The sequence below is a fragment of the Streptococcus equinus genome, assembly GCF_900104225.1.
Classification (GTDB): Bacteria; Bacillota; Bacilli; order Lactobacillales; family Streptococcaceae; genus Streptococcus; species Streptococcus equinus_D.
In genome coordinates this window covers 151,236-168,737 of the sequence record NZ_FNJK01000004.1, presented here as the reverse complement: position 1 = coordinate 168,737, position 17,502 = coordinate 151,236, and the positions used below count along the sequence as shown (strand labels likewise).

Annotated in this window: 19 protein-coding genes; 12 read left to right on the top strand and 7 right to left on the bottom strand. The window is 37.4% G+C overall.

From position 1 onward, the window contains the following. Nucleotides 1-1,440 (top strand): glutamate synthase subunit beta, encoded by a 1,440-nt coding sequence (locus tag BLP98_RS07125; RefSeq protein ID WP_074482587.1) that lies wholly within the window; start codon nucleotides 1-3, stop codon nucleotides 1,438-1,440. Between the two features lie 177 nt (nucleotides 1,441-1,617). After that, entirely contained in the window at nucleotides 1,618-2,286 is a 669-nt protein-coding gene (locus BLP98_RS07120) for a CHAP domain-containing protein (RefSeq protein WP_419177415.1), read from the top strand. A gap of 96 nt (nucleotides 2,287-2,382) precedes the next feature. Here BLP98_RS07120 and rnjA read toward each other — a convergent pair whose 3' ends face one another. Beyond that, the gene (gene rnjA / locus BLP98_RS07115; RefSeq protein ID WP_074482585.1) at nucleotides 2,383-4,065 is read right to left on the bottom strand and encodes a ribonuclease J1; all 1,683 of its coding nucleotides are present in this window, start codon (nucleotides 4,063-4,065) and stop codon (nucleotides 2,383-2,385) included. Nucleotide 4,066: 1 nt separating this feature from the next. Next, nucleotides 4,067-4,297 (bottom strand): DNA-dependent RNA polymerase subunit epsilon, encoded by a 231-nt coding sequence (locus BLP98_RS07110; protein ID WP_074482584.1) that lies wholly within the window; start codon nucleotides 4,295-4,297, stop codon nucleotides 4,067-4,069. A gap of 180 nt (nucleotides 4,298-4,477) precedes the next feature. On the opposite strand from BLP98_RS07110, the gene tsaB reads away from it, so the two are divergent. Genes tsaB through tsaD form a run of 3 tightly spaced genes read left to right on the top strand, consistent with a single transcriptional unit; the run spans nucleotide 4,478 to nucleotide 6,613 of the window. After that, entirely contained in the window at nucleotides 4,478-5,170 is a 693-nt protein-coding gene (tsaB, locus tag BLP98_RS07105) for a tRNA (adenosine(37)-N6)-threonylcarbamoyltransferase complex dimerization subunit type 1 TsaB (protein ID WP_081341175.1), read from the top strand. A gap of 1 nt (nucleotide 5,171) precedes the next feature. Beyond that, a complete protein-coding gene (rimI, locus tag BLP98_RS07100; RefSeq protein WP_074482583.1) occupies nucleotides 5,172-5,588 on the top strand; it encodes a ribosomal protein S18-alanine N-acetyltransferase in 417 nt (138 codons plus the stop codon). 14 nt (nucleotides 5,589-5,602) lie between these two features. Beyond that, the gene (gene tsaD / locus BLP98_RS07095) at nucleotides 5,603-6,613 is read left to right on the top strand and encodes a tRNA (adenosine(37)-N6)-threonylcarbamoyltransferase complex transferase subunit TsaD (RefSeq protein ID WP_074482582.1); all 1,011 of its coding nucleotides are present in this window, start codon (nucleotides 5,603-5,605) and stop codon (nucleotides 6,611-6,613) included. A gap of 216 nt (nucleotides 6,614-6,829) precedes the next feature. On the opposite strand, the gene rpsN is transcribed toward tsaD, so the two are convergent. Both rpsN and BLP98_RS07085 read right to left on the bottom strand, forming a co-directional pair. Next, the gene (rpsN, locus tag BLP98_RS07090; protein ID WP_024343539.1) at nucleotides 6,830-7,099 is read right to left on the bottom strand and encodes a 30S ribosomal protein S14; all 270 of its coding nucleotides are present in this window, start codon (nucleotides 7,097-7,099) and stop codon (nucleotides 6,830-6,832) included. A 140-nt stretch (nucleotides 7,100-7,239) separates the two neighbouring features. Beyond that, the gene (locus BLP98_RS07085) at nucleotides 7,240-8,412 is read right to left on the bottom strand and encodes an aminoacetone oxidase (RefSeq protein ID WP_074482581.1); all 1,173 of its coding nucleotides are present in this window, start codon (nucleotides 8,410-8,412) and stop codon (nucleotides 7,240-7,242) included. A 222-nt stretch (nucleotides 8,413-8,634) separates the two neighbouring features. Here BLP98_RS07085 and BLP98_RS07080 point away from each other — a divergent pair, with 222 nt between their 5' ends. The 3 genes from BLP98_RS07080 (at nucleotide 8,635) to BLP98_RS07070 (ending at nucleotide 10,668) form a co-directional block, all read left to right on the top strand. Next, nucleotides 8,635-9,180 carry a DUF536 domain-containing protein gene (locus BLP98_RS07080; RefSeq protein ID WP_074482580.1) on the top strand — a complete coding sequence of 182 codons (546 nt, stop codon included), beginning with the start codon at nucleotides 8,635-8,637 and terminating at the stop codon, nucleotides 9,178-9,180. Between the two features lie 74 nt (nucleotides 9,181-9,254). Further along, nucleotides 9,255-9,842 carry a 3'-5' exonuclease gene (locus BLP98_RS07075; RefSeq protein ID WP_074482579.1) on the top strand — a complete coding sequence of 196 codons (588 nt, stop codon included), beginning with the start codon at nucleotides 9,255-9,257 and terminating at the stop codon, nucleotides 9,840-9,842. A 103-nt stretch (nucleotides 9,843-9,945) separates the two neighbouring features. After that, entirely contained in the window at nucleotides 9,946-10,668 is a 723-nt protein-coding gene (locus BLP98_RS07070; protein ID WP_074482578.1) for a MerR family transcriptional regulator, read from the top strand. A 43-nt stretch (nucleotides 10,669-10,711) separates the two neighbouring features. On the opposite strand, the gene BLP98_RS07065 is transcribed toward BLP98_RS07070, so the two are convergent. Together BLP98_RS07065 and BLP98_RS07060 are read right to left on the bottom strand one after the other, a co-directional pair. Beyond that, a complete protein-coding gene (locus BLP98_RS07065; protein WP_024343543.1) occupies nucleotides 10,712-11,011 on the bottom strand; it encodes a YbaB/EbfC family nucleoid-associated protein in 300 nt (99 codons plus the stop codon). Between the two features lie 128 nt (nucleotides 11,012-11,139). After that, entirely contained in the window at nucleotides 11,140-13,422 is a 2,283-nt protein-coding gene (locus tag BLP98_RS07060) for a Xaa-Pro dipeptidyl-peptidase (RefSeq protein WP_074482577.1), read from the bottom strand. A gap of 120 nt (nucleotides 13,423-13,542) precedes the next feature. Between BLP98_RS07060 and gla the strand changes: the two genes are divergently transcribed. The 4 genes from gla to BLP98_RS07040 all read left to right on the top strand — a co-directional run bounded on the left by gla (nucleotide 13,543) and on the right by BLP98_RS07040 (nucleotide 16,943). Then, complete coding sequence (gene gla, locus BLP98_RS07055; RefSeq protein WP_074482576.1) at nucleotides 13,543-14,388, top strand: aquaglyceroporin Gla; 846 nt, start codon at nucleotides 13,543-13,545, stop codon at nucleotides 14,386-14,388. A 175-nt stretch (nucleotides 14,389-14,563) separates the two neighbouring features. Then, on the top strand, nucleotides 14,564-15,310 hold the full coding sequence (locus BLP98_RS07050; RefSeq protein WP_074482575.1) for a CppA family protein: 747 nt from the start codon (nucleotides 14,564-14,566) through the stop codon (nucleotides 15,308-15,310). Next, nucleotides 15,307-16,227 carry a serine hydrolase domain-containing protein gene (locus BLP98_RS07045; RefSeq protein ID WP_074482603.1) on the top strand — a complete coding sequence of 307 codons (921 nt, stop codon included), beginning with the start codon at nucleotides 15,307-15,309 and terminating at the stop codon, nucleotides 16,225-16,227. The genes BLP98_RS07050 and BLP98_RS07045 overlap by 4 nt, the downstream gene beginning before the upstream one ends. Before the next feature lie 98 nt (nucleotides 16,228-16,325). Further along, nucleotides 16,326-16,943 (top strand): DUF1269 domain-containing protein, encoded by a 618-nt coding sequence (locus BLP98_RS07040; RefSeq protein WP_074482574.1) that lies wholly within the window; start codon nucleotides 16,326-16,328, stop codon nucleotides 16,941-16,943. 94 nt (nucleotides 16,944-17,037) lie between these two features. On the opposite strand, the gene BLP98_RS07035 is transcribed toward BLP98_RS07040, so the two are convergent. Next, entirely contained in the window at nucleotides 17,038-17,475 is a 438-nt protein-coding gene (locus tag BLP98_RS07035; RefSeq protein WP_074482573.1) for a GNAT family N-acetyltransferase, read from the bottom strand. Nucleotides 17,476-17,502: the final 27 nt, after the last annotated feature.

The following is a 17,502-nucleotide window of genomic DNA, read 5'->3' as shown; positions in this document are numbered from 1 at the left end:
ATGGCTAATCCGTTTGGATTTTTGAAATACGATCGAAAAGATAATCCGTTTCGTCCTGTTGCTGAACGCATCCTGGACTTTGAAGAATTACAAGTTCCATTATCAGAAGAAGACCGTCAAAAACAAGCTGCGCGTTGTATGTCTTGTGGTATTCCATTCTGTCATTCTGGACAATTCTATGGCGGTGGACGTGCCGTCTCAGGTTGTCCAAATGACAACTTGATTCCTGAATGGAATGACTTACTTTATAAAGGTGATTACAAGCGCGCATTTGAGCGTCTTTCACGCACTAATCCGTTTCCAGAAATGACTGGACGTGTTTGTCCAGCTCCATGTGAAAAAGGCTGTACAGAAGGTCTTAATGGCTCTGGTGTTACTATTCACGATAATGAACGTTTTATCATCGACACTGCTTTTGAAAATGGTTGGGTAGAAGAATCTGGTCGCCCAGCTTCACGTACAGGCTTTAAGATTGCTGTCATTGGATCAGGTCCTGCAGGGCTTTCAACTGCTTGGCGCTTAAACAAACTCGGTCATAGTGTAACAGTTTATGAACGCAGCGATCGTTTTGGTGGACTTTTGATGTACGGTATTCCAAATATGAAGTTGGATAAAGAAATTGTTCAACGTCGTATTGACCTTATGGAAAAACTTGGTATTAAATTCGTTGCCAATACAGAAGTTGGACGTGACATTACAGCTGATGAATTGTTGAAACAATATGATCGCGTTGTTCTTGCTACTGGTGCAAGTGTTCCTCGTGATTTGGATGTTCCAGGTCGTCATTTATCAGGTGTGCGTTTTGCGGTTGATTTCTTGACTGAAACAACTAAAAACGTTCTTGCGTCTGACAATAAAAAACTTGGTCCAATCCTTGAAGGTAAACATGTGCTTGTCATCGGTGGTGGTGATACTGGTAATGACTGTATCGGTACAGCTGTTCGTTTAGGTGCAGCAAGCGTTAAACAGCTTGAAATCACTCCAGAACCACCTGAAAAACGTTTGCCAACAAATCCTTGGCCACAATACCCAATGATTAAACGTGTTGGTTACGGCCAAGAAGAAGCTAATTATGTTCAAGATACTGAATTGACAACTTACGCAACATCAACAACTGAATTTATTGGTGCTGATCGTGGTCAAGTTATTGCTGCTAAGACTATCAAAGTTGGTCCTGGTTTCAAACCAATTGAAGGTACAGAAGAAACTATTAAAGCAGACCTTGTCTTGTTAGCAATGGGATTCACAGGTGCTGAAAAATCACTCTTTGAACAATTTGGAGTTCAAAGTGTTTACGATGATTATTCAACTAACAATGATCGTGTTTTTGTTGCTGGTGATGCTCGTCGTGGTCCAAGTCTTGTTATCTGGGGAATTCGTGAAGGACGTAAGGCCGCAGAAAAAATTGATCAAGGTCTTCGTATCATGGTTGCTCAATAAAAATATTTCTAAGCGTTTAACACACATTCTTGTTTTCAATCATACAAAAACTGCCTTTAGGGCAGTTTTTTTGTAACTTTTATTTTTCGAAATGAGATATTGTGAAATATAACGCTTACATGTCCTTATATTTTCTGTAATATTGTATTGTTATACTGTTGTTAATAAGGGAGGAAGATTTTTATGAATTACAAAACAAAACTAGCTTTAGCAACGGCAACTCTTTCAGGAGCTTTACTTTTTTCACAAGTAAATGCAAAAGCAGATACTTATACCATACAAAGTGGAGACTCCTTTTACAGCGTGGCACAAATGTATGGCTTAAGTGTTTATGATTTGGCTGCTCTGAATGGCATGTCAATCTATGACACTATTGTTCCTGGGCAAGTTTTACAGATTCCCGATAAAACACCTATTGATCCATTTATAACGAATTTGTTAACATCAAGTAGAAATTCGGAGTCTAGTCAAGTTGATTCATCGGCGTCAAAGTCGGTAACTCCGACTAATACTTATCCTGTTGGGCAATGCACCTGGGGTGTAAAGCAAGTAGCAACTTGGGCAAGTAATTGGTGGGGAAATGCTGGTGATTGGGCAGCAAATGCAGCTTCGCAAGGCTATGTGGTTGGGACACAAGCTGAAGTTGGATCAATTGTTTGCTGGACAGATCCTGATAGTTACGGGCACGTGGCTTACGTAACAGCAGTCAATGCCAGTGGTCAAATTCAAGTTTTAGAATCTAATTATGGAAATAAACAGTGGATTGATAATTATCGTGGTTGGTTTGACCCGACAGATGGAAAGACTGCGGGTACTGTCAGTTACATTTATCCAGAAAGTTATTAACAAGATAGAAAAAAGCCTAAAATAGTTTAGGCTTTTTAAGTTTCTGTGGATAAGTTATTGATAAAAAGCTAGTTGATAATTCAACTAGCTTTTTGATTATTTATCATCTGGTGTGAGAATCATTGGAATAATGATTGGTTCACGTTCAGTTTTTTCGTATAGGAATGGACGAAGTGCGTTAACGATAGCACCGTTAACAGATTGAATACTTGCATCCTTGTTCTTTAAAGCAATGCGGATTGCATTGAAGAGAACGCGTTGACTTTCACGAATAAGATCGCCAGATTCACGCATGTAGATAAATCCTCGACTAAGAATGTCTGGACCAGCTAAAATCATTTGGCTATCAAAGTCAACAGTTGCTACGGCAAGAACAACACCATCTTCAGATAAATCACGACGGTCACGAAGTACGGCAGCGCCGATGTCTCCGATACCATTACCATCAACATAGATATCTTGAGCGTTAAAGTGTCCAGCTTTACGAGCAGAATTAGCTGTAAGGGCTAGAACGTCACCGTTTTCCATGATAAAGATATTATCTTTTGGAATACCAGTGTCGACTGCTAAACCAGCGTGGATTTTAAGCATGCGGTATTCACCGTGAACTGGCATGAAGTATTTTGGTTTCATCAAGCGGAGCATTAGTTTTTGCTCTTGTTGTCCACCGTGACCAGATGTGTGGATATTGTTAACTTTTCCGTGGATAACTTCTACCCCAGCTTCCTGGATAGTGTTGATAAGTTTGTTAACACTTGTTGTATTACCAGGAATTGGGCTAGATGAGAAGATAACAGTGTCGCCAGGTTGAAGTGTCACTTGGCGGTGTGTACCGTTAGCAATACGTGCTAACGCAGCCATTGATTCACCTTGGCTACCTGTACACATGATTAAGATTTCACTAGCGTGGTAGTCTTTGATTTCGCTTGGTTCGATAAATGTTCCTTTTGGAACTTTGATGTAACCAAGTTCAATACCGTTTACAATGGCTTTTTCCATTGAACGTCCGAAGACTACGATTTTACGTCCAGTTTTAACAGCTGCTTCGGCAGCTTGTTGGAGACGGAAGATATTTGAGGCAAATGACGCAAAGATAATACGTCCATGGATGCCTTCGATAATCTTCATAATAGATTGTCCAACAACTTTTTCTGAGTTTGTAAAGGTTGGAATTTCTGCGTTAGTAGAATCAGATAGTAAACATAGGACTCCATCCTCACCAAGAGCAGCCATGCGGTGGATATCAGCTGGTTCACCAACCGGTGTCCAGTCAAACTTGAAATCCCCTGTGCAGACAATTTTACCTTGTGGTGTGTGGATAACGATTCCTAGAGGTTCTGGAATTGAGTGGGTAGTACGGAAGAATGTAACACTAAGATTCTTAAACGTTAACTCTGTGTTTGCGTTGATTTCGTAAAGTTTAGCGTCACGTAAAAGCCCGTGTTCTTCCAATTTTCCTTTGATGAGTGAAAGAGCAAGTGGTCCAGCGTAAATTGGAATATTAGCTTGCTTCAAAAGGAAAGGAATCCCACCAATGTGGTCTTCGTGCCCGTGAGTAATCACAAGGCCTTTTATACGATCGATATTGTCAACGATATATGAATAGTCTGGAATAACGTAGTCAATACCGAGCAAATCGTCTTCTGGGAATTTGATACCTGCATCTACGATAATAATTTCATCTTGATATTCAATACCGTAAGTGTTTTTACCAATTTCTCCGAGACCACCAATCGCATAAACCCCAACTTCTTCGGGTTTTAAATTGATTTGTGACATGTTATAACTCCGTTAATTTAAAGGCACCTGTTTCTTTTTCGTAGGCTAGGTGTTTATCTGAAAGAAGTTCAATGTATTCAACGTTGTAAGGTGTTTTTTCTTCAACGAGTTTACGAGTTTTGATACGTCCTTCAAGTTCGTTTGCTGCGTCAATTTCTAAATAAAGTGCTTTAGTTTGTTCGCGGCGTGGGTTACGTTCTTTTGTTTCTTGATAAAAAACTTTGTAAATCATAGTTTTTTCCTTTCTTTATATACCTGTGGTTAATCAAACTACACAAAACACGTCAACTAGCATATATCTACTTGATCAGTCATTATTAAATTTTTCCGAGTAATTGATTTAACCTTGATTCGTTGCAATTATTAAAATTATATCATAAAATAAGAAGTATAATCAAGTGAGGGAATTTAAATGATGAAAGTTTTAGCCTTTGATACTTCAAGTAAGGCTTTGTCTGTTGCCATCTTAGATGGTGAGAATTTACTAGCCGATGTAACGGTCAATATTAAGAAAAATCACAGCATTAATTTGATGCCTGCGATTGATTTTTTGATGAAAGCTGTAGACTTAAAACCAGCAGATTTGGATAGAATTTCAGTTGCTCAAGGACCTGGTTCATATACCGGTCTTCGTGTGGCAGTTGCGACAGCTAAAACGTTAGCTTACACTTTAGGTATTGAATTAGTTGGTGTTTCTAGCCTTTATGCGCTTGCTGCAGCAGCTGATTTTGAGGGATTAGTTGTCCCTGTCATTGATGCCCGTCGTAACAATGTTTACGCTGGTTTCTATAAAAATGGTCAATCTGTCAAAGAAGATCAACACATGGATTTTGCTGATGTTCTAGACGTGGTTAAGAATGAGGAGGCAGTTATGTTTGTAGGAGAAGTTGCTAACTTCCACGATCAAATTGCTGAAAGTTTACCACAGGCTAAGGCTATTACAGTGTTACCATCTGCTTATGCTATCGGAAAATACGGTCAAAACTTAGAACCTGTCGAAGTAGATAGTTTTGTTCCTAATTATTTAAAACGTGTTGAAGCAGAGGAAAATTGGCTTAAGACACACAAAGAAAACCCAAGTGCAAACTATGTCAATCGTATCTAACATGAAAGATTTACAAGCAAGTGTTGCAGCTGTTTATGAGATACTTTCAGATGTGTATCCAGTATCTCCTTGGACTAAAAATCAGATTTTATCAGACATGCAACAAGATAATGTTGATTACTTTTTTGTGGAAAAAGATGGGCAAGTAGTCGGTTTTTTAGCGATTCAACAGTTAGCTGGAGAGCTTGAGATTACAAATATTGCCATTAAAAAAGCTTATCAGGGACATGGATTAGGTAGCCAATTACTGGCTAATCTTGATCATGTTGATTTTCCCATTTTCTTAGAAGTTAGAGCATCAAATGCTTCTGCACAGGCACTATATAAGAAATTTGGTTTTGAAATCATTGCCAAACGTAAGCAATATTATCACGAACCAGTAGAAGATGCGATTATCATGAAGCGCGAAGGTAAATAAGAGGTAATGAATTGATGAAAGATAGATATATTTTAGCCGTGGAGAGTTCTTGTGATGAGACAAGTATTGCGGTTTTAAAAAATGACAGTGAGATTTTAAGCAATGTCATCGCTAGTCAAATCGAAAGTCACAAACGCTTTGGCGGCGTAGTGCCTGAAGTAGCAAGTCGTCACCATGTTGAAGTGATTACAACTTGTTTCAAGGATGCTTTGGATGCAGCGGGAATTGAAGTTAGTGACTTAGATGCCGTTGCTGTAACTTATGGTCCTGGATTGGTCGGTGCTATTTTAGTTGGTATGGCTGCTGCAAAAGCTTTTGCGTGGGCAAATAATTTGCCACTAATTCCAGTAAATCACATGGCAGGTCACTTGATGGCTGCGCGTGAGGTTAAAGAACTTCAATACCCATTAATGGCTTTATTGGTTTCTGGTGGGCATACAGAGCTTGTCTATGTGTCTGAGCCTGGAAACTATAAAATTGTTGGTGAAACACGTGATGACGCTGTTGGTGAGGCTTATGATAAAGTAGGGCGTGTTATGGGATTGACTTATCCAGCTGGACGTGAAATTGATCAGTTGGCTCATAAAGGAAAAGATATTTATGATTTCCCACGTGCTATGATTAAAGAAGATAATCTAGAATTTTCATTCTCAGGTTTGAAGTCTGCCTTTATTAATTTACATCATAATGCAGCTCAAAAGGGTGAAACTCTTTCAAATGAAGATTTATCAGCATCATTCCAAGCCGCAGTTTTAGATGTTTTAATGGCTAAAACGAAAAAAGCTTTAGAGAAATATCCTGTCAAAACACTTGTGGTGGCAGGTGGTGTAGCTGCTAATCAAGGATTGCGTGAGCGACTAGCTGATGAGATTACTGAAGCAGAAGTTGTTATTCCACCACTTCGCCTATGTGGTGACAATGCTGGGATGGTCTCACTAGCTGCAGCTATCGAATATGATAAAGGACATTTTGCTGGGCTTGATTTAAATGCTAAACCAAGCTTAGCTTTTGAAACATTAGATTAATAACAAAAAAACTCCTAGATGCGATATTGGGAGTTTTTATTGTGATTAATAATTTAATTTTGACATGAGGTATTCTAACTGAGTAATTTCATCTGTGGATAAGTTTGATAAAAGGCTATATCTGTGGATAATCGCTATTATAGTTATTTTCTCAACTAAAAAAGCAGACAAAGTCTGCTTTTTCAGTGATAAAAACTTATTTTTCTATATATTATATTACCAGCTGGCTTTTGTAACCCCTGGGATTTTACCTTCGTGAGCAAGATTGCGGAAATTGATACGACTCATACCAAATTTGCGCATGTAAGCATGTGGACGTCCATCGATGCGGTCGCGGTTTTTCAAACGATTTGGATTTGAGTCGCGTGGCAATTTGCGAAGGGCTTCGTAATCGCCCTTAGCTTTTAATTCACGACGTAAGTCAGCATATTGCTCGATGAGTTTTAATTGTTTATTATATCTAGCGATTTTTGATTTTTTAGCCATAATATCTCCTTTTTAGTTAACTGGTTAACAAAAATAATTATAGCACTTTTAAAAAGAGAATCAAGAGAAAAAGCTTAACTAGTTAAATATTTTTTAAGAAAGATAAAAAGAAACCCAAAATAGGATCTCTTTTTAGTTTATTAATAATGTAAACTTCCAGCAACCCAGCCTGTACATAGAGCAACGGTGATGTTAAAACCACCAGTATGGGCGTTGATATCAAGAACCTCACCTGCAAAATGTAGGCCTGGGACTTGTTTACTTTCAAGAGTTTTAGGATTGATTTCTTTCAAGTCGACGCCCCCTTTGGTTACAAAGGACTTAGCTAGTGACATTTTTCCAGTAACTTTGATAGGCATAGCTTTCAGCTTATCCACAAGTTCTTGTTCTTGGTTTGGTGTCAGTTGTTTGACTTTTTCGGGGAATGGCTGAGCTAAAAAGCTTGCTAAGCGCTCGGGAACAAGCATTTTGAGTGTATTCTTAAGAGATTTTTCACGATGGTCCACTAGAAATGAATGAAGCTCTTCTGTGGATATTTTGGGGATAACATCCAGTTTAATGGTTTCTCCACCTTTGATAAAGCTAGACATGCGAAGAGCAGCGGGTCCAGATAGTCCAAAGTGAGTAAAGAGTAAATCGTGTGTGATATGATGTTTTCCATAAGATAGGCTAACATCATCAAGTGAAATCCCTTGAAGTTCTTTATGTGGAAAATCTGTTAATAAAGGACTTTCAGCTGCTTCAAGTTCAGTTAGTTTTAATTTAAAGTGACGAGCAATCTCGTAACCAAATCCGGTAGATCCTGTGGATGGATAAGCTTTACCACCAGTTGTGACAATAAGTTTTCCACAAACAAATTCATCTGTAGCTGATTTAATGTGGAAAAGCTCATCGATTTTCTTTACAGAAACAACTTCAGTATTTGTTAAGACTGTTCCACCGAGTTCACTGATTTTATGAGTGAGGGCGTCAATAATTGTTTTTGATTTATCAGTTTTTGGGAAGACGCGTCCATGGTCTTCAACTTTTAAAGCAACACCATTTTCTTCAAAGAATCGCATGATATCATGGTTGTCAAATTGTGAAAAGACGCTGTAAAGAAAACGACCATTGCCAGGAATACCTTCCATGAGGTCATCGATAGTACCATTATTTGTGACATTACAGCGTCCGCCACCAGTACCAGCTAGTTTCTTTCCGAGTCTTCTATTTTTTTCAATAAGTAGCGTTTTGTAACCATAATAGCTGCTAGAAATGGCAGCCATCATACCGGCAGGTCCACCACCGATGATAATTGTATCGTATTGTTTCATATAATCATTGTAGCATAAAATGTTTCTATCCCGTAGTCAAATGACAGTAGATATTTTTGAAATAACTAAGTAAGTTTACAGAAAATGACAGAAAGTTGACACGATTGCGAAAAAAGCCTATCAATTCAGGTTTGAAGCAGTCAATTAACTGGTTAAAAATTGACAATCATTAGTTCATGTGTTATCCTTTTCATAAGTAATTTCAATGTAAAAGAGGATATTATGGCAATCGAGAAAACAGTTAGTGAATTGGCTGAGATTCTGGGTGTTAGCCGTCAAGCGGTTAATAATCGTGTTAAGAATCTGCCGGAAGAAGATGTTGATAAAAATGAAAAGGGTGTTACGGTAGTTAATCGTAGCGGCTTGATTAAACTTGAAGAAATTTATAAAAAAACTATCTTTGAAGATGATCCAATTGATGAAGAAACAAAACAACGTGAACTTTTGGAAATTCTAGTTGATGAAAAAAATACAGAAATCACTCGTCTGTATGAACAACTAAAAGCCAAAGATAAACAATTGGCTTCAAAAGATGAGCAACTTCGTGTTAAAGATGTTCAAATTGGTGAAAAAGACAAGCAATTAGATCAACAACAACAGTTGACGCTTGCTGCTATGGAAGATAGCAAACGTCTTCAACTTGAACTTAATGAAGCTAAGGCTGAGTTTGAAGAAATTCAAACAAAAACAGAAGAAGCTATTCAAGAGCAAGAAGAACAAGCAGCCACTCCGAAAGGATTATTTGCTCGTCTCTTTGGTAAAAAATAGGCTTATTAGGCGGTGCTGGGACGAAAGTTCCAGCTTGTTTTATAAAGAAATGATGATGTTTTTAGGGAGGAATTATGGAAAAGCTATCTGAGTATATTTCCTTTGACTTGGAATTTAATACTGTTGCTGAGATCAGTCACATCATTCAGGTTTCTGCTGTAAAATTTCGAGATGGTGTAGAAGTTGACAACTTTGACACTTACGTTTACACAGATGTTCCTTTACAATCTTTTATTAATGGCTTAACAGGGATTACATCAGAAAAAATTGCGAACGCTCCAAAGTTAGATAAAGTCTTGGTAGATTTTAAAGATTTCGTAGGAGAGACAGCTCTAGTTGGTTATAATGCCTTGAAATCTGACTTGCCACTTTTAGCTGAGAATGATTTAGACTTGACAGAGCTTTACAAGGTTGACTTGTATGATGAAGCTTATGAACGTCGTAGTTCTGATTTGAATGGAATTGCAAATCTTAAGTTGACAAGTGTTGCTGATTTTTTAGGAATTTCTGGACATGGGCATAATTCTTTGGAAGATGCTCGTATGACAGCTCTAGTCTATGAAAAATTTATGGAATTTGATGAGAATAAATCTTATCTGAATCAGCAAGAAGAAGAGCATGGCGATAATCCTTTTGCAGCTTTGGGTGGCTTTTTTAGCTGATAGCTCTGCTATTTTTCAAAAAAATAAAAAATCATCTAGGGTAACCCCTTGCTTATGACCTTAGGTCATGTCCTATAATGAGGGCAGAAAGGAGGTGAAAGGAATGTCTCAGACTTATAGCACCGGTGATTTGGCAAAGTTGGCTGGTGTTTCAGTTCGTACAGTGCAATATTATGACAAACGTGGTATTTTAGTTCCTTCTCAATTGACAGAAGGTGGTCGTCGAATTTACACTGAGAGCGATTTGGAACGTTTGCGAATGATTTGCTTCTTGCGAGATTTGGATTTTTCAATTGAACAGATTAAACGTCTCTTTGTTGAAGATAATGCTAAGCAGGTTTTAGAGTTATTGCTTGCTGAGCATATTCGTGAGATAAAGCAAGAACTAGCTGACAAGAAAGAGAGGCTTGACACTGCTGTCAACTTGCTTGACAATGTGAAAAGTCAATCTGGTCAGTCATTAGAATTTTTATCAGACATTTCTCTTACCATGAAAAAACAACGATCTTTGAAAAAAGTTCATCGGAACATGTTCCTTATTTTCCTACCTTTATTAATTATTCAAGTGGCAAGTTTGGTATGGGCAATCTTAGCATGGAACATTTGGATTTATCTTATTGCTGAAATTATCATAGCACCTTTTGCTATCTGGTTTGCTAAGAAATATTCACAAAATGTAGCTTATATTTGTCCAAATTGTCATCATTGTTTCCAACCAAGTTTTAAGACATTTTTCTTTGCTCGTCACACACCTAAGACAAGAAAACTCACTTGTCCACATTGTCATGAAAAATCATATTGTTTAGAAGTGGCTAATGACAATTAAAAAGCTCGAACCTTTTGGTTCGAGCTTTTTTTGTCTGGCATTATTAGAATGGTAATTTTCCTGCAAAAGCGCCAAGTGTTTTTTGAGTAGCAGCATCAACTTGAGCAAGGGCATCGTTGATAGCTTGTGTTGTCATATCTTGAAGTGTTTCAATATCATCTGGATCAACAATAGCATCTTTGAATGAGATGTTAACCAATTTTTTGTCACCTGTGAATTCAGCAACAACTAATTCTTGAGCTGATTTTCCAGTGAAAGTTGTGCTAGCCAATTCAGCTTGTTTTTTCTCCATTTGTTTTTGGAGTTTTTGAGCTTGACGCATCATGTTTTGCATGTTCATCATAATAATCTAGATTCCTTTCATGTGAAGGCGATAGCCTTTTTTATTATCTAGTCCAACATGTGTTGTTGGCAATTCGCTTTTAATTATATCATGAATAAAGCGCTTTTAGTTGTCAGAAACTATCTTTATTATTTTTCTACCGGAAGACTAATGCTTGATTGGTCTAAATCCACGGTTAAAATATAATTGCTATTGTCGCGGATCGTGTGTTCAAAGTCTGTTGTGTAGAGAAGAACACGTAAGCTATCGCCTTTTTTAAGTTTGTAGATGCTTGGTTGAAGAGTGAAATCAAGCGTCATCCATTCGTTTGGTTTGATGTCTTCGACAGTTAACAAATCATTGCGGTTTTGAAGATTGAGAACACCTTTTGTGATGACACGTTCTTGTGTTTTAACAAATGGCAATTCTTTAAGGGCTTCACGTGAGAAGTTGCGACCATTATCGATAGCATGTAAAGCTCGATTGGTAGGAACATCTTTGAAGCGTTTTTTCTGACCATAATCCAAAACTTGCGCAGACAAGAGACCTTTATTTTCACTGGATTTAAGTGTCAAATGTAGTGTTACCTGACCATTGATGTGATAATCTTGATTAACAGGAATATCAAGGCAGATACTATTTGCTTTTCCTGCGAACAAGTCACTCTTGAATGTGCGGAAGTTTTTACTGTATCGTTCAAATTCATCTTTACTATAATGGTTATCAATAATTTGACGATCTTTGCCAAGAGGTAGTGTTTCTTGGTTAGCACTACCAAATTGTGTTAAGCTGCTTGTCCATGTTTGTTCTTGACTATTGTCTTGCCAAATCAAAGTTGGTAAATCAAAGTGATTATCTTGATTCAACATTTTTTGACAAAGTAAAGCGTTCATGCTTTCTCTAAAATCAATGGATTGCCAATTATGCATGTAAACATGTTCACCATTGTGGAGAAAGGCATGCTTTTCAACAGAGCTTGGCAAGGTATTGAAAATATTGAAGATGTGACGTGGTTTAACGTTCCAGTCTTGAAGACCGTGTGTGTAAACGCAAGTAGCCTTAACTTTATCGGCATGAGGAAGGTAGTTACGGTCATGCCAGAATTGATTGTAATCACCTGATTGACGATCTAATTGAGCAGATTGCTCATCGAGAAGTTTTTGATAATGTGCATTGTTACGAAGATAATCACCTGATAACAAATTACGTGAATAAGTCAATTCTGTTAAGACATCAAGGTCTTCACCAGGATAACCGCCAGGACTGCAGACAAGTCCATTTTCACGGTAGTAGTCATACCAAGATGAAATAGCTGACTCGGCAATGATGACTTTTAGTCCTTCTACACCTGTTGTTGCAAGGGCAGTTGACATAGTACCAAGATAAGATTTACCAGTGGTACAAACGAGTCCATTTGACCAGTCGGCAAGTACTTTTTGGTCGCGACGATGGCTAGAAAAAGCAATTGCTTTTCCATTTAACCAGTCAATGACAGCTTTAAAACTTTCAACTTGGGCATAATCACCACTAGTCATAAAACCATTTGAACCTGCTGTTCCCACACCAGAAACGTAGATGTTAGCAAAGCCACGAGCTAAGAAATAATCATTTAGAGTATAAGGATCGATAAAGCTGAAGCTTTCTTCGGCCTCCCCTACTGGAAGATCTAAGTCAGGAGTTGCTAATGATTCGAAGTCACGTGTTTCTACCTTAATCTTACCAGCAGGTTTGACAGCTAAGTCACCTTCCATTTTGTAAAGTTTCTTATCGTTAGCAACGATATTTGTTCCTTCGTGGTAAGGACTAGCTGTCATCATAGTTGGCACTTGATGGCTGGTATTTGGACGAATGATATTGACTTTAATCAAATCTAATTGACCATCTTGGTCAGTATCAAGTGGTGATTGGACGTAGACAACTTCTCGGATTAAGTCGCTTGTATCAAAAGTTGCTAAAGATTTTCCATTGAAGAAGTGATAATCATTATCAACTGGGATAAGTCCTTTACTGATTAAATCATCTAGCAAAGTCATACCGCCTTTTTGGCGGCTAACTAGAAGATGGTAAAGGGCTTCAATAATGTGTCCCTTTTGGTAATTAATCGGAAAAGCAATTTTTTCTAAGAAGTCATTTGTATCTGTAAAATCAACATGTGGTGTAAATCCAAGTAATTGAAGGGCAATGGTATAAAAAATATCTGCCGTTAAAGGACGATCAGATTGGAAAAATGTTAACAGATCCGTCTCAAAATCAGCAATGAGATTATGAAGTGGATAGTCCGTGTCTTTATAATTAAAGAAAATGTTACGGCAGAAGTTCTCCAAAGCTTCCTTGTCGGATTGACGCTTGTTAAGGTCAAATCCAAGAGCTTGTAATTCTTGTTCACAAGCATCGGCAGGCCTTGGTATGTAAGAGAATTGATTGTATTTCATGAAATTTTCTCCTTCTAAAAGTAAACGTTTTTATTTTACAGATAACCTTTACATTATCTATTATACTTGATAAAATGTTAGTTGTCTAAACTATATTTTTTTTGGAGGAAACAAAAAGACATGGACTTTTCATGGACTGTGAAATACATCACAGAATTTATTGGAACAGCTCTTCTTATCATCCTTGGTAACGGTGCTGTTGCAAACGTTGATCTTAAAGGTACAAAAGGACACAACTCAGGTTGGGTTATCATCGCTCTTGGTTATGGTTTTGGTGTTATGATGCCAGCTCTTATGTTTGGTAACGTATCAGGTAACCACATCAACCCTGCTTTCACAATTGCACTTGCAGTTTCAGGTATGTTTGAATGGTCACACGTTGCTCAATACATCATCGCTCAAGTACTTGGTGCAATGGCTGGTCAATTGCTTGTTGTTATGGTTCACAAACCATACTACCTTCAAACTGAAAATCCAAATGCTATCCTTGGTTCATTCTCAACTATCTCAGCAGTTGACGATGGTACAAAAGAAAGCCACAAAGCTTCATTGGTTAATGGTTTCTTGAACGAGTTCCTTGGATCATTTGTACTTTTCTTTGGTGCAATGGCTCTTACTAAAAACTACTTCGGTGCACAATTGATTTCTCAATTGACTGCTGCAGGTTACGATGCTTCAACAGCTGCAACTCAAGTTGCACCTTACACAACAGGTTCACTTGCTGTTGCTCACATGGGTATCGGATTCCTTGTTATGACACTTGTAACTTCACTTGGTGGTCCTACAGGTCCTGGTCTTAACCCTGCACGTGACCTTGGTCCACGTATCGTCCATGCTTTGCTTCCAAAATCAATTCTTGGTGAACACAAAGGCGATTCTAAATGGTGGTATTCATGGGTACCAGTTGTAGCTCCAATCCTTGCTGGTATTGCTGCAGTTGCCTTGTTCAAATTCTTATACCTATAAGATAACGAGATAATAAACCAGAAAAGAACCTTCGGGTTCTTTTTTTTTATTAATGCAGGAGAGCATAATTTCTTGTCAAACTGACTATTTTTTTCTAAAATGGAGAAGACCCGGTTCTTATTTTGTAAGAACTTGTATAACATAATCGAATAAAAAACACTGTGAGGAGATAATTATGACTTTATTTAGTGGAGTCACGTTTAGGCATCCCGTATTACGTATCAATAATCGTGATCATAACATCGATTTTTATCAAAAATTAGGTTTTAAATTAGTAAATGAAGAAAATGCTATCGCTGAATTTTCAACAAAAAAACGAAATGCTCGTTTCGTTATTGAAGAATCACCAGCACCTGATACACGTGCAGTTCAGGGCGATAAGAAAATCAATAAAATCGTTGTTAAAATCCCTAAAGCAAATGAAATTGAAGCTATTTTAGGAAATGGTATCGACGTGGAACGACTTTTCAAAGGTAAACGTGGATATGCTTTTGAAACAGTATCTCCAGAGGGTGATCTTTTCCTTTTGCATTCAGAAGATGATATTCAAGAATTAACAGAAATTAATAACAAAACTTTTCCTAAAAATGATGAGGTAAAAGAAGTTTCTGATTTTTATTTTGAAAGTCTGACCCTTAATGTTGCTGACAAATCTGGTACACAAGCTTTTTATCAAGATGTTTTTGCTGGAAAATTGCCACTAGAGCTTAAGTTTGAACAAGGTAAAGGTGCAGACTTAACTGTTGATCCTTTAAAAACATGGGATTTGGAAATTCTAGAATTTAAAGTGCCTGAGAACTATGATTTGAAAGCTTTGGCTGACTATCTTGAAGCAAAAGGACAATCTATTTATCTAGATAAAAAAGAAAGTGTCTTGGTGCTTTCTGATCCTAGTCAAGTTGAAATTTGGTTTATCAAATGACAGATTTGTTAGATATCATTAATGACCAAATTGAGCGCAATATTTATCATGGAGCTAGTATAGCTCTTTTTAAAGGAAATCAGTGGACAGAGCAGTATATTGGTACAATTGATGGTGAAACAGCTGTTTCTCCGGGATTGATTTATGATTTAGCGTCTGTGTCTAAGGTTGTTGGTGTTGGAACTGTTATTATTTCGCTTGTTTCTGAAGGAAAATTGGATATTGATGCTCCTTTGAAGCAGTACTATCCAGACTTTCATGAATCAAAGATAACACTTCGTCAACTTTTGACGCATAGTAGTGGGATTAACCCTTTTATTCCAAATCGTGATTCACTTAATGCTAAAGAGCTAAAAGAAGCAATTAATCACATTACGGTAGAAGATAAAAAGGATTTCTTGTATACGGATATTAACTTTTTATTGCTTGGGTTTATGCTGGAAAATTATTTTGGTAAATCTCTGGCTGACATTTTTCAGGAACAGGTTTTTGGACCATTTGGTATGACAAAGACAGGCTTTGGACCAGTTAAGGATGCTGTACCAACGGTAGCTGGAATTGATGATGGCATAGTTCATGATCCAAAGGCTAAAGTGTTAGGACGTCATTCTGGTTCTGCGGGTCTATTTTCAAATATGAGTGACCTTGAAGAATTTTGTCAGCATTATCTGACTGATGACTTTGCGCGTGATATTTGGCAAAATTTTAGTCATGCTAATAAAGAACGTTCTCTTGCATGGAATAAAGAAGGGGATTGGCTTGACCACACGGGGTATACGGGAACTTATGTGGCCATTAATCGAAAAGAACAGAAAGCTGCTATTTTCTTGACCAATCGTACATATTCTTACGATGATCGACCTCTTTGGATTGAGGAACGAAAGAAAATTTCTGATTGGATTCAGGAAAATTTATAGAAGTATTGCTATTTTTATGAAAACGTTTTACTTTTTCTCGGCTTTTTTAGCGTGAAAGTGCTATAATGAAGGTAACCAGAGAAAAGGAGGACAAAGTTATGGCAGATGTACTTACTGTTGTTTTTGATGTTGAAAGTGAAGCATACCAAGCATTTTCAGAATTAAAAGCCTTTAAGCAAGATAGCCACACTCAGATTGCTCAGATTGCATTGGTTGAGAATGAAAATGGTAAAATCACTATCAAAGATTCCATTGATTTTGATGATACTAGTCGTGAATATGCCACAATTGGTGGAATTGTTGGTGGTTTGATTGGTATCTTGAGTGGACCAATTGGTGTTATTATTGGTTATGGTATTGGAAGCCTTGCTGGTGCGGCAAGCGGTAGTATGAACGATGCTAGTGATAATAACTTAATTGAAGAAGTCACAACTAAATTACTTGATGGTGATGTTGCGGTTATTGCTTTGGTTCACGAAGAAGATGAAAGTATATTGAACCATGTCTTTGCTCCTTATAAGACAAATATCATGCGTTGGGATGCGGTAGCACTTGCTCATGAAGTTGAACTTGCTGGTCAGCTTCAAGACGAACTTTTTGATAAAGTTCAAGAAGACATGAATGAACGTCGTGTTAGTCACTTGAAAGAACAAGGTAATGATATCGCAGAAGCTATCAAAGCAAAATTCCGTCGCTTGAGAAAAAAAGATAAATAAAAAAGTAGTCAGTTCTATTCATCTCTAAACAGTGATTAAAAAAGCTCTCTTGATTTAGTCAAGAGAGCTTTTTATTATATCTCATTTAAAGTGTTTAAAGTGCTTTTTTCATACTGATATGCATGATACCAGCCTCTTCAAATTCATCTCCAAAACAGGTGAAATGAAGCTTGTCATAGAATCCTTTTGCAGTTAATTGGGCGTGAAGGATCATTTCTTTGAAGCCTTGTTGTTTGCAAAAGCTGATAACTTCTTCTAAGAGGAATTTTCCTAGGTTTTGTCCTTGATAGGCTGGTAATACGGCCATACGTTGCAAAGTAGCTTGGCTATGGTCTTGATTGGGTAGAATGCGGCAGGTTGCTACAGCATTGTCTTGGTTATCGTAAAGAACGAAATGTAGACAATAAGCCTCATTTTCGTCGATTTCAAGAGATAAAGGAACACCTTGACCTTTAACAAAAACCAGCTGGCGGATTTTCATTGCATCAAGATAGGTATCTGAAAGTGTATTTCGAGTTTGTTTGATTTTCATAGCTCTATTTTAAGGACAAAAAAAGAC